This is a genomic window from Chryseobacterium sp. JUb7 (assembly GCF_024806495.1).
Lineage (GTDB): Bacteria > Bacteroidota > Bacteroidia > Flavobacteriales > Weeksellaceae > Chryseobacterium.
In genome coordinates, this window is record NZ_JANUFF010000010.1 from 42,682 (window position 1) to 56,846 (window position 14,165).

Here is a 14,165-nt window from a genome sequence, read left to right on the forward strand (position 1 = left end):
AAAATTTATTCAATTTATATTAGATTTAATTATTATCTTTAGAGTACAAACTTAAAACTATTGCTTATGTCAAATATATTAGCTGGGTTATTTGAACATCACAGCGATTACAAACAACTTGAAACGGACTTGGAAAATTCAGGTTTCAAAAGTTCAGATTATATTGTTTATCTCAATGATAGCAACCATAACTCCCAATATCTGGCGAGTGTAGCAGTTAAAGATCACGAACAGGCTGAAAATGTTCGCAGGATTTTCAACCAAAATATCGCTTTAAAAACTTTTCTATTCGAAAATATGAGCCTCGAACAAACTCATTATCAAAAGCTAAAAGACCTGATTCACGCGAGAAACAGAGCTGATATTCATAACAGCCCGGGTGTAAAAATTAAGTCCTCCAATAGTGGCATCGATTCCGCAGAAGTGAAATTTTAACAAAATATAAAGCTGATAACCGAAAACCCGCAGATCGTTTTGCGGGTTTTTTACTATTTGAAAAGTGTAAAAATTTTCGTATTTTCGTTTAAATATAGGTATTTGCACAAATGAGTTACGATTTAGAACAAGAGAACAAGGAGATTTTAGCCAGATATAAAGATCTGATATCTAACACCTACAGAACTTTGGATGAGGAAAATAATAAACTTATCCGAAAGGCTTTTGATATTGCGCTGGATGCACACAAAGATCAGAGAAGAAAAACGGGAGAACCTTACATCTACCACCCTATTGCTGTTGCAAAAATTGTAGCGACAGAAATTGGGTTGGGAGCAACTTCAATAGCCTGTGCACTTTTACATGATGTTATTGAAGATTCTGATTACAGCTATGAAGATCTTAAAAAGATTTTCGGGGAAAAAATCGCCAGCATCGTGAATGGATTAACAAAAATATCCATCATGAATCATCAGAATATTTCTGTACAGTCTGAAAACTACAGAAAACTCCTGCTTACCCTTTCTGAAGACTTCAGAGTTATCTTGATAAAGATTGCAGACCGCCTTCACAACATGCGTACTTTACAAAGTATGGCACCCGATAAGCAGAAGAAAATTGCTTCTGAAACGGTTTACATTTATGCACCGATGGCTCACCGTTTGGGTTTATATAATATTAAATCTGAACTGGAAGATCTTTCTTTAAAGTATAATAACCCTGAGGTTTATAATGAAATCACAGAAAAATTAGAATTAGCAAAAGAAAACAGAGAGAGGTATATCGAAGAATTTAAAAATGAGGTTTCGGAACAGTTAAAAGATGAAGGATTAAAATTCACCATTAAAGGCCGTGCGAAAGCTATTTCTTCGATTTACAGGAAAATGCTGAAACAGGGAGTTACTTTTGAAGAGGTTTTCGATAACTACGCGATCAGAATTATCTATAAATCTGATGCTAAAAATGAAAAATTTCTGGCCTGGAAAATCTACTCAATTGTTACCGACGTTTATCATACAAATCCTTCGCGAATGCGTGACTGGATCACTCAACCGCGTTCTACAGGCTACGAAAGTCTGCATTTAACCGTTCTTGGTCCTGATAAAAAATGGATCGAGGTTCAGATCCGCTCCGAAAGAATGGATGAAATTGCGGAGAAAGGTGTAGCCGCCCATTACAAATACAAAGAAGGTTATAAGCAAAGTACTGATGACAGGAATTTTGAAAAATGGGTAACAGAAATTCGTGAAGTTCTGGAGCAGCAGCAGAATCTCTCCACTTCAGAATTGTTGGATAATATCAAACTTAATTTATATTCAAAAGAAGTTTTTGTATTCACTCCGAAAGGTGAAATTAAAATTTTGCCTACCAATGCGACTGCACTGGATTTTGCATTTTCGGTTCACTCTGATCTGGGAATGAAATGTTTAGGTGCAAAAATCAACGGAAAGTTAGTTCCCATCTCGTATGTTCTTCAAAATGGAGATCAGGTAGATATTTTATCTTCACAAAACCAAAAACCTAAGTCTGACTGGCTGGAGTTTGTGGTGACTTCCAAAGCAAAATCAAAGATCAAAAGTTTCTTAAACTCACAAAAAAATCAAATTGTTGAAGAAGGAAAAGAAATTTTACAAAGAAAACTTCGTCATGCTAAAATTAATTTTAATGATGAAGAGATCAATAAACTACAAAAATTCTTCAACTTAAAATCTTCACAGGAATTATTTCTTAAATTTCAGACGAATGAACTTGATGCCAGCAGTTTAAGAAAATACATTGAAAGTAAAAATGTGTTTAATAATTTACTTTCAAGATTCAGAAAATCGCCTAATAAGAACACACATTACGAAGAGCCGAAAGAGCAAAACCTTGACATGATCATCTTCGGGAAAGATGAAGAAAAACTGAACTACAGTTATGCAAAATGCTGTACAGTAATTCCGGGGGATAAGATTTTTGGATTTATTACCATTTCTGAGGGGATAAAAGTGCATAGTGATAATTGCCCAAATGCAATTAATTTGCGTGCGCAGTACGACTACAGAGTTATTCCTGCCAAATGGGTTAATGCAGAGAGCTTCAAAAACAGAGTGAAGATTGAAATAGAAGGTCTTGACCGGATGGGTATGATCAATGATATTACAACAGTGATCAGTGGTGCTATGGGAATGGATATGAAGAGTATGTCTATTGAATCCAACAATGGAGTTTTTACAGGAAATATCAATCTTGAGGTTAAAAATAAAAACCAATTAGAACAAACATTTAAAAAACTTAAAGATATTAATGGGGTTTCAAGAGTGAGACGATTACAATCATAAATAGATATTAGAATTTAGACGTCTGATTGCATATATAATCAAAACGTTTAGCTCAAAACATATCATTAAATTCTTTAATATGAATTTATCTGTATATTTTAAAAAATTTTTCAATAACAGTCAGTCTTCCGGAATTATACTTATTTTTTGTGTTTTAATATCGTTATTAATCGCAAATTCCTCGATGGCTGAAGGATTTCAACAATTTCTGAACCAGGAAACCGGCATTGATCTTTTTCATCTTACCTACCCTGTAAGTATCTGGATCAATGACGGATTAATGGCTGTTTTCTTTCTTCTAGTAGGTCTTGAGATCAAGAGAGAGATGGTAGAAGGTGAACTTTCTTCATTTAAAAATGCTTCTTTACCTATTTTTGCGGCCATCGGCGGAATGCTTGTTCCTGCTGTTATTTTCACCGTCTTTAACCATGGAACTGAATATAGCAACGGATGGGGAATTCCCATGGCTACAGATATTGCTTTTTCTTTGGCGATAATCTCAATGCTTGGAAAAAAAATCCCGAACTCTATTAAAATATTTCTTGCCGCATTAGCCATTGTAGATGATCTGGGAGCCATTCTAGTGATTGCCATATTTTATACTGACCAAATTCATTGGATGTACTTATTGCTTTCATTTGGAGTTACTGCATTATTATTTATTTTAAACTTCCTGAAAGTCACGAAAATAATTTTCTATATTATTCCTGGATTATTTTTATGGTATTTTCTGCATCATTCAGGAATTCACGCTACTATTGCAGGTGTTTTATTAGCTTTTTCAATTCCTACAAATCCCTCTCATGTAGAAATCTCACCTTTAGAAAAATTAGAACATAAGCTTCATGTTCCTGTAAGCTTTTTTATCATGCCTATTTTTGCTTTGACGAACACAAACATCACCTTCAACAGTTCAATGATAGAAGGTTTAACAAGCACATTAGGTCTGGGAATTATTGGTGGTTTGATTTTAGGAAAATTAATCGGAATAAATTTATTTTCCTTTTTAGCCATTAAATTAAAGATCAGCACACTTCCGCAAAACAGTTCATGGTTTCAGATGTTAGGAGTCGGTCTTTTAGCAGGAATCGGTTTTACCATGTCTATTTTCATTGCATTATTGTCCTTTAAGGGAGAAATTGAAATCCAGGATGAAGCCAAATTTGCTATTCTTATCGCTTCATTTTTAGCGGCTAGTTTCGGATATATTATACTGAATATGAGCTCTAAAAAAAATATCGAATCAGGTGATTAATTTTTAACAACAGCCCAGCTTCCCTTTAAAGAACCCATTTTCCATGTTCCGGATTTGGCTTCTAAACTTCCATATAAAATAAATCCGGAGGGTGACGGGCTCATCGTAGAAAGTGCACCGCTTCCGCCACCCTGCATTGCTGTATAAAAGGTTTCCTTAAATTCCATTGAAGTTCTTGTTCCTTCAACGCCTCCTTTTTCTCCAACATTTAATACAAGAGTTCCGCTTTGGTCTCCTGTATAAGTTCCAACCCATTTTCCTTTATATGGCGTTACATAATTATCCTCTTCTCTATTTCTATAAATTTCTTCACAGGAAGTGAAAGAAATCAAAGATATTATTAAAGTAAAAATTTTAATCTTCTTTCGCATCGTTATAAAATTTTCTTCTATGCTCTTCATCACTTTCTAAATTCGGTTCTGAAGCAGCTGCGTGGTAACCTGAAGCTTCTTTTTTAAGCTCGTCTGACAGTAATTTTTCAATTCTCAATTTTCTGATCGCCATATTCAGTTCGTTTCCGAAAAGAAGAAGATAAACATTCACATTCACCCATACCATCAATAAAATCATGCTTCCAATGGAACCGTAAAGAACATTATACCTTGCAATATCTTTCACATAAATAGCAAAAAGATAGGTAGTAACCACAAATAAAACGGTCGTTAAAACAGCTCCCGGAACAGCATGTCTGAATCTTGTAATCTTAACAGTACCCAACCAGTAAAATAAAGCCAGAAGTATAAAATAAAACAGAGGAAAGGAAATAAATCCAATAATTTTTGAAAGATTATCTACCAGCCATGAAATTTCATAAGTAGGGGTAAATAGTTTCAATACAAACTCTGAATAATAAACTCCAAAAAGTGCTAAAAATATAATGGTAATAAATCCTATCGTAATAAAAAATGAAAGGATAAATTCTTTTACATCACTAAGTTTCTCATCGGTATTTTCATTAAACCCATTAATCAAGGAGAAAGTTCCGTTAGTTGCAAATATCAAAGCCAGGACAATTGAAAAATTGCTGATTCCTTTCATATTGGGGACGATATTCGATTCGATATACCCTCTCACATCGTGCTGCATGCTGGACGGAAATACATTCTGCATCAGCACATCAAAAATATAAAACTGAAGTCTGTCGTAATGTGGCATATAAGGTAGCACTGACAGAAGGAAAAGAATAAAAGGAAATAAACTTATGGTAAAGCTCCATGAAATTGCTGCTGCCTTACGTCCTATTTTATTTTTAAAAATCCCTGAAATATAGATCTGAAACATCTGCCAAAGCGATATTCCCAAAACAGGAATATGTATGTCATCAAAGAATTCTTGAATTTTCAAGATAAATCTAGGAACTTTTATGGCCATAAAGTATATTTGCGCTTAGCAAATATAAGAAATGCAGATTAATTTACTTTGTATCGGTAAAACAGACGATAAGGAAATCACCTCGCTCATCAGCTATTATCTAAAACGACTTCCAAAACACTGGAATTTTGAAATCATTGAAATCCCGGATGTAAAAAATGCAAAAAACCTGTCTTCAGATCTTTTAAAAAAAGAAGAGTCAAAACTGTTTATGAACCATATTGATAAAAATGACCTCGTCGTTATTTTAGATGAAAAGGGTAAACAGTTTACAAGTCGCGAATTTGCACAGAAAATAGACAACTGGATGAATTCTTCAGTGAAAAAAATTCATTTGCTGATTGGAGGTGCTTACGGATTTTCGGAGGAAATTTACAGCAGAACCAACGAAAAAATGTCATTATCCAAAATGACATTTACCCACCAGATGATCCGGTTATTTATCGTTGAACAGTTGTATCGCGCTGATCAGATTTTACAGGGAAAACCCTACCATAACGACTAAAACTACTTCATTCCAAATATTTCTTGCAATGAAATGCAGAAAAACATATCCGAATTCACGATGAATTCCCAATTAAATATTTATATTTTAGCTTTTAAACCTATCTGCCTTTTTGCCTCACCCACTACAAAAGCAACGGAATTTGCAATATTAAAGCTTCTGATTAATTTTGACATTGGAATAGTTAAATGATTTTCAAAACGAGCCAAAACCTCTTTGCTTAAACCAATGCTCTCCTTTCCGAAAACCAGCCAGTCTCCATCCTGAAAATCATTTTCCAGATAAGATTTGTCAGCATGCGAACTCATCAGAAAAACACGCGAAAGATCCGGAATATTCTGAATCCATTCTTCAATATCCGAATATTCTGTAACATCAAGATGTACCCAGTAATCCAAACCGGAGCGCTTTAAGTTTTTGTCATTAATGACAAATCCAAAAGGATGAATTAAATGCAATCTGCTTTCCGTCCCCACGCATAATCTTCCGATATTCCCTGTATTATTTGGAATTTCCGGTTCTACTAAAACAATGTTTAACATGTATCTATTTTAAGAGGTCCAAAAATAGTTAAAACAATAGAGTTTTGTATATTTCCCAGACGTTATTCTTAAGCTAAAGTAAAGTTTCTTCGTATATGACCTTTTTGAACTTCAGTAAAATACTTTTATCATATTGATTTTCAACAATTATAAGTATTAGTTTCAACCGGCTCGATCAATGTATGATTTAGCAGTATTAAATTGAGTTTGTCGAAATTTTATACATTTTACTGAATTAGATTTAAACAGGCGTCAAAATAAAATTAGAATTTCCATAGGGAGATTTTTTCGGTTTTATTTGAAGTTTCATCTCGGGCGGCTTCGCCGCCCGAGATGAAACCAGCTTATTTCTAAATTATTTCTTTATCTCGCACTTTTCATAATACGACAAAAGCAAAGGCTTTTCATAACCTAAACTTACTGCTTTATCCAAGCTTGCGCACGCTTCTTTGGGTTTTGCAGTTTCAAATAAAATTAATGCTTTATTTACGTAAGCCTGAGAAAATTTAGGATCAATTGAAATCGCTTTATTCACGTCTGCAAGAGCTTCCTTATTTTTCTTTAACTTAAAATAAACATCGCCTCTTCCGCTATACAAAAGAGACTCAGGTTTTTCGGAAATTAGTGTGTTATAATCTTTTAAAGCACCTTCAAGATCACCGCTATTCTTCTTAAGATTTGCTAAACCGGTTCTTGCATAGATATTATCCGGTGCAAAAGTCAAAATCTGATTTAGATCTTTAGCAGCAAGATCTTTTTTACCCAAATTCTCGTACACTTTTGACCGTGTAAGATATATATCTGCATTTTCAGGCTCTATCTGAAGACCTTTGCTAAGATAATCCAGAGCCGCCTGCTTATTACCCTTTTGCCCATGAATAGAGCCCAGGTTGGCATAAACCGCTGCTGACATAGGATTAGCTTTTAAGGCAGACTCATAAGATTTAAATGCTGAACTGGTCTTACCCAGTCTTCTCTGAGCCGTCCCTAGATAATTATAATATTCGGACTGAATCTGTTGAATTTTTTCACTTTGAGCCAATTTTGAGTATTGCTCTTCTGCGCATTTATAATCCGCTTTTTTAAAACATTCTTCTGCCACTTTTTTGTCCTGAGCGTAAAAATGTAATGATGAAAAAGCGAATGCCGCCAATAATAGATGTTTTTTCATATGGTTATATTTTGTTTGCTGATCACTTTTTTTGCGAGTGCACCAAAAATAACACCCAACAAAGATCCAACAAACGCCCCCACCAAAATATCTATCGGGAAATGCACTCCTAAATATATACGACTGTAAGCAACCACCACAGCCCATACAAATATAGCATAAGGAAGCCAATTAATTTTCTTTTTCAATAAAATACTTAAATAGGCTGCTAAAAAGAAAGTATTCGAAGCATGCGCAGAATAAAAACCAAACTGTCCTCCACACTTTACAATCCTCATATGATGTTCTAAAGTGGGATCATGGCAGGGTCTTAATCTTGCAACTCCGTATTTGAAAACACTGGCAAGCTGGTCAGAAACCGTAACGCCCAATGCTATGAATATAAGAATAAAAGCTAATGACCTTAGCTTATAATTTTTATATAGAAAATAACATAAAATAATATAAAGCGGAATCCAGATCCATGTACTGGAAATCAACATCCAAAACTGGTCGAAAGAAGTATCGCCCAGATTATTAAGGTATAAAAATACCTTTTTATCTTCCTGAATAATCTCCTCCATGGATTATCTGCTTACAGGACCTTCATAAGTATCATCTTCGGAAGGCTTTAATTTTGGAGGTTCATTAGATGCTAAAGGATCTTTCACGATATCTTTTTCAATATCTTTCATAGGATTGAAGTCTTTGGCTGCATCCTTTACTTTCTCAATCTCACGCTTGATTTCAGAAACAGGATTATCCGTCTCTTTCATGATCTCAGTTTTGATATCCTCTACTGCACCACGCATTTTTCTTACTCCTGAACCCAAGTCACGCGCTATTTGAGGAAGTTTATCCGGACCAAATAATACAACGATTGCAACGGCAATGAGTGCCATCTCTCCAATACTTAATTCCATTTAGCAAAATTACAAAAGATTATACATATGTGAGACAGTTATATAAGATTTTAAACAAATTTTAAGAAATCTAAATTTTGGAAGATAATCAAGATTTAGCAAAATAAGGAATATTACAAATTATTAATTCACATTAAAAAGATTTATTTTATAATTTTCACTACCTTTAAAACACCAACATTTAAATATTAATCATGAAAAAATTACTAACTACTTTTAAGCTGTTAGCTATGGCTACAGTCTTAACACTTGGCAGTTGCCAAAATGAAGACCATGAGATTTCAAAACAGGAAATCATCGAAGAAAAAGCGTCCGTTACTGATTTGAAAAAAGAGATCAAACCGCTAAATCAGGTAATTCCGGAGACCGTTCAAACTCAGATTACCGATTCGAAAACGAATCTTGAAAAGTACTTAAAAAGCGATTTACAGATTACAGGAATCTCTGTTTTAGGTAAACTCTCTTCCCGGAAATCATTGGAAATTACCCAGAATTTAATCGCCCAAAAAAACGCTTTTGTTGCTACCGGAAACATTATGGATCCGCAAACCGTAAAGATCGGGACAATTGGTAATTTAAATTCCGGAGAAGAATTAGCTGCCGCTCAAACTGAACTCAAGAATCTCATTGGAAAAGAAATTAATACAGAAGCCAATGTTTTGGAAATTTCATGGAATCATAAAGGAGAACAATTCTCAACGCTATGTTTTTATAATGATTCCGGAATTATCTGGGACAATGTATTGGCAGGACTGGTAATGATAAATCAAAGAGGAAATGTGGCGGAATCTAAGGAAGTGCAGGCAAAAGTATCTTCGAAATGGTACAAACAATGGTGGACTGCCAACTGGCTTTGGGGTTCTAAAAGAGGAGAAATCGGATATCAGATAACAATTTACTACACCGGTTCTTCAGTTTCAAATGTAGATGTAAGCGACTGGGGAAACATCAGCTTAGGGAAAGCAAAAAGCGAAAGTAAGGTCACTAAAAAAACAGGAGCTTACGGACAGTGCAGATATGCCTTGGGACTTTGTACACCAACAGGCTCTTTAAGTTTCAACTCAAGTAATTTTTCGGTATCATTCTCAGGATTGGGAAGCAATATCGTAAGCAACGGAACGAAATCATTATATCCTTAAATACTACATTCTTTCAACGAAACAGGGAGCCGAAATTCGACTCCCTGTTTTATTTTTACAACTACTTAATTATTTTTTTATTCCCTTTTTTTGAAACGCATAATATGTGATGACAACACTCGCTGTCATTAAAATAAACGCTAAAAAAAATGGCGCTCCGGAAAATTTAAACGGGGCTTCATCATGAGTAAAGAAATAAAATAAATTGGTCATCATGGGAGGTCCAACAATAGAAGTGGCACTCATTAAACTCGTTAATGCACCCTGTAATTCTCCCTGTTCGTTGGAAGGAACACTTTTCGTAATCACTGACTGAAGAGCCGGTCCACAAATTCCACCTAAACAATAAGGGATCAGAAATGCAAACATCATCCAGCCTTCGGTTGCAAAAGCAAAAAGTAACATTCCCAAAGCATAAAGCGCCAATCCGTAATAAATACTTTTCTGTTCGCCCAATCTTGGAGTCGTCCATCGAATCAGTCCACCTTGTACCAACCCTACCAACAATCCGACAACTCCTAAGGAAATACCAACCATCCTTTCGGTCCAGTTGAATTTATACATCGTAAAGAAACTCCAGTTACTTTGAACGGCATGTCCCGCTATGTAAATTAAGATCAGAGAAACAATCAATCCTGAAATTTCCGGATGTTTTCCCAAGAACTTAAATGATCCGATCGGATTTGCGCGTTTCCAGTTGAACTCTCTTCTTTTATCTTTATCCAAACTTTCCGGAAGAATGAAATATCCGTAAAGGAAATTAACAAGGCATAAACCTGCTGCCGCATAAAAAGGAACTCTTGCCCCATAATGTCCCAAAACACCACCCAAAACAGGTCCTATAATGAAACCCAGTCCAAAAGCAGCACCGATTAAACCAAAGTTCTTCGCCCGGTCTTCGTCAGTGGAAATATCAGCAATATAAGCACTCGCCGTCGTGACGCTCGCTCCTGTAATTCCTGCAATCACCCTTCCTAAAAATAACCACAAAATCGTAGGTGCCAATGCCAGTAAAATATAATCTATTGCAAAACCGAATAGTGAAATCAGAATAATAGGCCGTCTCCCATATTTATCACTCAGATTTCCTACCACCGGAGAAAAAATAAACTGAGTAAAAGCATAGGCAAACCCCAGCCAGCCTCCGTATTTAGCAGCCTCGCTAATATCCGCATGAATAAGCTCCTCAATAAGTTTTGGAACCACCGGAATGATAATACCCCATCCCGTAATGTCAATCAATAGCGTAATGAATATAAAGCTCATTGCAGCTTTTTTCTTCGAGTTTTCCATAATGCTGCAAAAATAATCAAATCAGGAAAAATAATGATTCTAAATTATATTAATTAGTTGCCGGGTTTTGGTTAATGATTGATGAAAGCTTTAATAATGGTAAAAAAAAAAAAAATTAACATAAAGGTTAACAATAATGACTCGGGTAGGCATGAAAAAAGCCTTTCAAAAATTGAAAGGCTTTTTCTTATTTATTGTAGTATATATTTACTTTGAAGCAAGTACTTCTTTTTCAGAAGTTGTTTTACCATGTACTTCACCTTCTTTTCCCGTTTTCAGGAAGTCGTAGGCAATCGCCGACGCAATGAAGATGGATGAGTAGGTACCGAACCCGATACCGATTAACATCGCAAACATAAATCCTCTCAAGTTATCTCCACCGAAAATGAAGATGGCCAAAATTACAAGGATCGTAGTAAATGAAGTGTTGAATGTTCTACCTAATGTACTTGAGATAGAATCATCGAACAAACCGGCTAATGTTAATGCTTTTTTCTCTCTTAAGTATTCTCTAATTCTGTCGAAGATAATTACCGTATCATTGATTGAATATCCTAATACAGTCAAGATCGCAGCAACAAAATCCTGATTGATTTCCATGTTGAACGGCATATACTTGTGAAGTAATGAATAGGCTCCCAAAATAATAACCGCATCGTGGAATAATGCCGCAACAGCACCTAAAGAGAACTGCCATTTTCTAAATCTCAACAAGATATATAAGAAAATACCTCCCAAAGCAGCAACTACTGCAAGAATACCATGAGTTTTAATATCATCAGCTACCGTAGGTCCTACTTTCTCAGAAGAAATAATTCCTGCGTGCTCTTTATCGGCAGATTTAAAATCGTTAAGCGTTACGTTAGAAGGTAAGCTTGATTTTAAACCTTCATATAATTTCTGTTCTACAGTCTGGTCAGCTTTTAAAGACTCATCTTCGATAAGATAATCTGTAGAAATCTTTAACTGCTTGTCGTTTCCGAAAGTTTTAGCCTCTACAGAAGAGTTCTTACCATCTGCGGTTTGGAATACTTTGATAAGATTTTGCTCGATATCTTCAGCATTTACGTCTTTATCAAATCTTACAACGTAGTTTCTACCTCCTGTAAAGTCAATACCGTATTTGAATCCGTGGATTGCAATTGAAGCAATACAAACAACTGTTAATACTGCAGAAACGATATAAGCATATTTTCTTTTTCCGATAAAATCGATCCAAGTATTTCTGAATAGATTTTTTGTTGGAGCTGTCCAAACAGAAAGGTGTTTTCCTTTGTTCAGTCTTGAGAAAATCATTACTCTTGAAAGCAATACTGAAGTGAAGAACGTCATTAAGATACCGATTCCTAAAGTTAAAGCAAATCCTTTGATAGGACCTGTTCCGAATAAGAATAGTACACCAGCTGTTAATAATGTTGTTAAGTGACCATCAACAATTGCACTTAATGCATGTTTGAAACCATCTTTATAAGCTTCTAAAATGCTTTTCCCTGCAAACAATTCCTCCTTCGTTCTTTCATAGATAATTACGTTCGTATCGACCGCCATAGCCATCGTAAGAACGATACCTGCGATACCAGGAAGCGTTAATGTAAAGTCTCCGGAATCCATAATTCCGAAAATATAGAATAAGTTAACGATCATCGCAATTACAGCGTATACTCCCGCACCACCGTAATAGAAAATGATATAAACAATAATAATTAAGAATGCAATAGCAAATGAAATAACCCCGGCGTTAATAGATTCCTGACCTAATGATGGTCCTACTACCGTAGCCTGAACTACTTTTGCACCTGCAGGTAATTTTCCAGCTCCTAAAACGTCAACCAGTTCTTTAGCTTCTTCCTGAGAGAAATTCCCCGAGATCTGAGTTCTACCGTTAGGAATTGCATTCACAACATTTGGCGCCGTATATACTCTTCCATCCAGTGTTACAGCTACTGGCTTACCAACATTTTTCTCTGTTAATGTTTTCCATTCTTTAGCCCCTTTAGAATCCATCTGCATGTCTACTATTACTCTGCTCAGCTCATCATAGCTGATGTTAGCAGTTTCAACAGCACCATCTACAGGAGCTTTCTGGTTGATGTTACCTCTGATGGCATACAATACTAAACTTTCAGTATCTGAAGATTCAGGTTTGTAACCCCACATGAACTGAGTATATTTAAGGTTTGCCGGACGTAAAGACTGTCCTACTTTGCTGTTTAAAATTTTATTTACAGCAGCAGTATCAGTTAGTTTTACACTTCCAACAGAGCTTTGACTCATTGATTTTCCACCCTGCATAAGGCTCATGAAATTGATGTTTTTTGCAACACCCATAGAATCACCTTTTGCAGCGATCATTGTAGTCAATGTTTGGAAATAAGGAGCAACCTCATTGATCTGCTGTACTTCCCAGAATTGAAGTTTTGCAGAAGTCTGAAGCATTTTCTTCACCTTATCGATATCTTTCATACCAGGCATTTCAACAGAAATTCTTGCTGTACCCGGTACTCTCTGAACGTTTGGCTGCACAGCACCCATTTTATCGATTCTGGTTCTGATTACCTCAAAAGCTGTACCTACAGAAAGATCAATTCTTCTTTTAATGATGCTTTTCACCTGATCATCAGAAGTGTTGTACTTGATCTCAGAAAGATTAGTATTTCCAAATAATTCAGGATCAGCAAGCTTAAGGTTGGTTCCTTTTGCTTTGTTGATCGCATCAAATTGTTCGAAGAAATTGTCGATGTAAGCTTTTGTAGAATTCTTCTGAACTTCATCAGTCTTGTTCAAAGCCTCGATTAAGACAGGGTTTGTAGAATAATTGGTTAAATCATTTACCAAATCTCTCTGGTTGATCTCCAAAAGTACGTTGATCCCTCCTTTCAAGTCAAGACCAAGTTTCATTTCTTTGTCTTTAGCTTTAGAGTAATAAAGTTTTGTGAATCCTAGATTCAAAGTATCCTTAGAAAGTTTCGCGATTTCTTTCTGGTACTTTTCCGGATTGTCTCCTGCAACAGCAGTTGCCTCTTTTTCAATTTTGCTTGCGTACCACGTTGGTAATAGCTCATTTAAGCAAATCAGCCCAAGTACAATAGCGACAATTGTAATAAGTCCTTTTCCTTGCATTTTGTTATAACTACGTTAAATTAAGTCGGCAAATATAATCATTTTCTTGAGTTTTATGAATTTTTAACAACAGAAATCATTTATTTTCAGAGATTTTGACAATTTTACCTC

Annotated in this window: 13 protein-coding genes; 5 read left to right on the forward strand and 8 right to left on the reverse strand. The window is 35.4% G+C overall.

From position 1 onward, the window contains the following. Positions 1-66 precede the first annotated feature (66 nt). The 3 genes from M2373_RS16685 to nhaA all read left to right on the forward strand — a co-directional run bounded on the left by M2373_RS16685 (position 67) and on the right by nhaA (position 4,011). Positions 67-435 (forward strand): hypothetical protein, encoded by a 369-nt coding sequence (locus tag M2373_RS16685; protein ID WP_259112199.1) that lies wholly within the window; start codon positions 67-69, stop codon positions 433-435. A 110-nt stretch (positions 436-545) separates the two neighbouring features. After that, positions 546-2,756, forward strand: a complete 2,211-nt coding sequence (locus tag M2373_RS16690) for a bifunctional (p)ppGpp synthetase/guanosine-3',5'-bis(diphosphate) 3'-pyrophosphohydrolase (protein ID WP_259112201.1) — start codon at positions 546-548, stop codon at positions 2,754-2,756. Between the two features lie 79 nt (positions 2,757-2,835). After that, a complete protein-coding gene (gene nhaA, locus M2373_RS16695; RefSeq protein ID WP_259112202.1) occupies positions 2,836-4,011 on the forward strand; it encodes a Na+/H+ antiporter NhaA in 1,176 nt (391 codons plus the stop codon). On the opposite strand, the gene M2373_RS16700 is transcribed toward nhaA, so the two are convergent. Together M2373_RS16700 and M2373_RS16705 are read right to left on the reverse strand one after the other, a co-directional pair. Next, complete coding sequence (locus tag M2373_RS16700) at positions 4,008-4,382, reverse strand: hypothetical protein (RefSeq protein ID WP_259112203.1); 375 nt, start codon at positions 4,380-4,382, stop codon at positions 4,008-4,010. The genes nhaA and M2373_RS16700 overlap by 4 nt on opposite strands. Beyond that, positions 4,366-5,382, reverse strand: a complete 1,017-nt coding sequence (locus M2373_RS16705) for a YihY/virulence factor BrkB family protein (protein ID WP_259112204.1) — start codon at positions 5,380-5,382, stop codon at positions 4,366-4,368. The genes M2373_RS16700 and M2373_RS16705 overlap by 17 nt, the downstream gene beginning before the upstream one ends. A 31-nt stretch (positions 5,383-5,413) precedes the next feature. Here M2373_RS16705 and M2373_RS16710 point away from each other — a divergent pair, with 31 nt between their 5' ends. Continuing rightward, on the forward strand, positions 5,414-5,887 hold the full coding sequence (locus tag M2373_RS16710) for a 23S rRNA (pseudouridine(1915)-N(3))-methyltransferase RlmH (RefSeq protein WP_259112206.1): 474 nt from the start codon (positions 5,414-5,416) through the stop codon (positions 5,885-5,887). Positions 5,888-5,967: 80 nt separating this feature from the next. Here the strand turns inward: M2373_RS16710 and M2373_RS16715 are convergent, their stop codons facing one another. The 4 genes from M2373_RS16715 to M2373_RS16730 form a co-directional block, all read right to left on the reverse strand. Further along, a complete protein-coding gene (locus M2373_RS16715; RefSeq protein ID WP_259112208.1) occupies positions 5,968-6,429 on the reverse strand; it encodes a tRNA (cytidine(34)-2'-O)-methyltransferase in 462 nt (153 codons plus the stop codon). A 355-nt stretch (positions 6,430-6,784) separates the two neighbouring features. Further along, positions 6,785-7,600, reverse strand: a complete 816-nt coding sequence (locus M2373_RS16720; protein ID WP_259112209.1) for a tetratricopeptide repeat protein — start codon at positions 7,598-7,600, stop codon at positions 6,785-6,787. Continuing rightward, on the reverse strand, positions 7,597-8,163 hold the full coding sequence (locus M2373_RS16725; RefSeq protein ID WP_259112211.1) for a phosphatase PAP2 family protein: 567 nt from the start codon (positions 8,161-8,163) through the stop codon (positions 7,597-7,599). Before M2373_RS16725 ends, M2373_RS16720 begins: the two co-directional genes overlap by 4 nt. A 3-nt stretch (positions 8,164-8,166) precedes the next feature. Beyond that, positions 8,167-8,502, reverse strand: coding sequence for a twin-arginine translocase TatA/TatE family subunit (locus tag M2373_RS16730; RefSeq protein WP_259112212.1), 336 nt, complete (start codon positions 8,500-8,502; stop codon positions 8,167-8,169). A 194-nt stretch (positions 8,503-8,696) separates the two neighbouring features. Here M2373_RS16730 and M2373_RS16735 point away from each other — a divergent pair, with 194 nt between their 5' ends. Then, a complete protein-coding gene (locus M2373_RS16735; RefSeq protein WP_259112214.1) occupies positions 8,697-9,641 on the forward strand; it encodes a hypothetical protein in 945 nt (314 codons plus the stop codon). 69 nt (positions 9,642-9,710) lie between these two features. Here the strand turns inward: M2373_RS16735 and M2373_RS16740 are convergent, their stop codons facing one another. Further along, positions 9,711-10,934, reverse strand: coding sequence for a TCR/Tet family MFS transporter (locus M2373_RS16740; protein ID WP_259112215.1), 1,224 nt, complete (start codon positions 10,932-10,934; stop codon positions 9,711-9,713). Between the two features lie 207 nt (positions 10,935-11,141). Beyond that, complete coding sequence (secD, locus tag M2373_RS16745; protein ID WP_259112216.1) at positions 11,142-14,054, reverse strand: protein translocase subunit SecD; 2,913 nt, start codon at positions 14,052-14,054, stop codon at positions 11,142-11,144. Positions 14,055-14,165 lie beyond the last annotated feature (111 nt).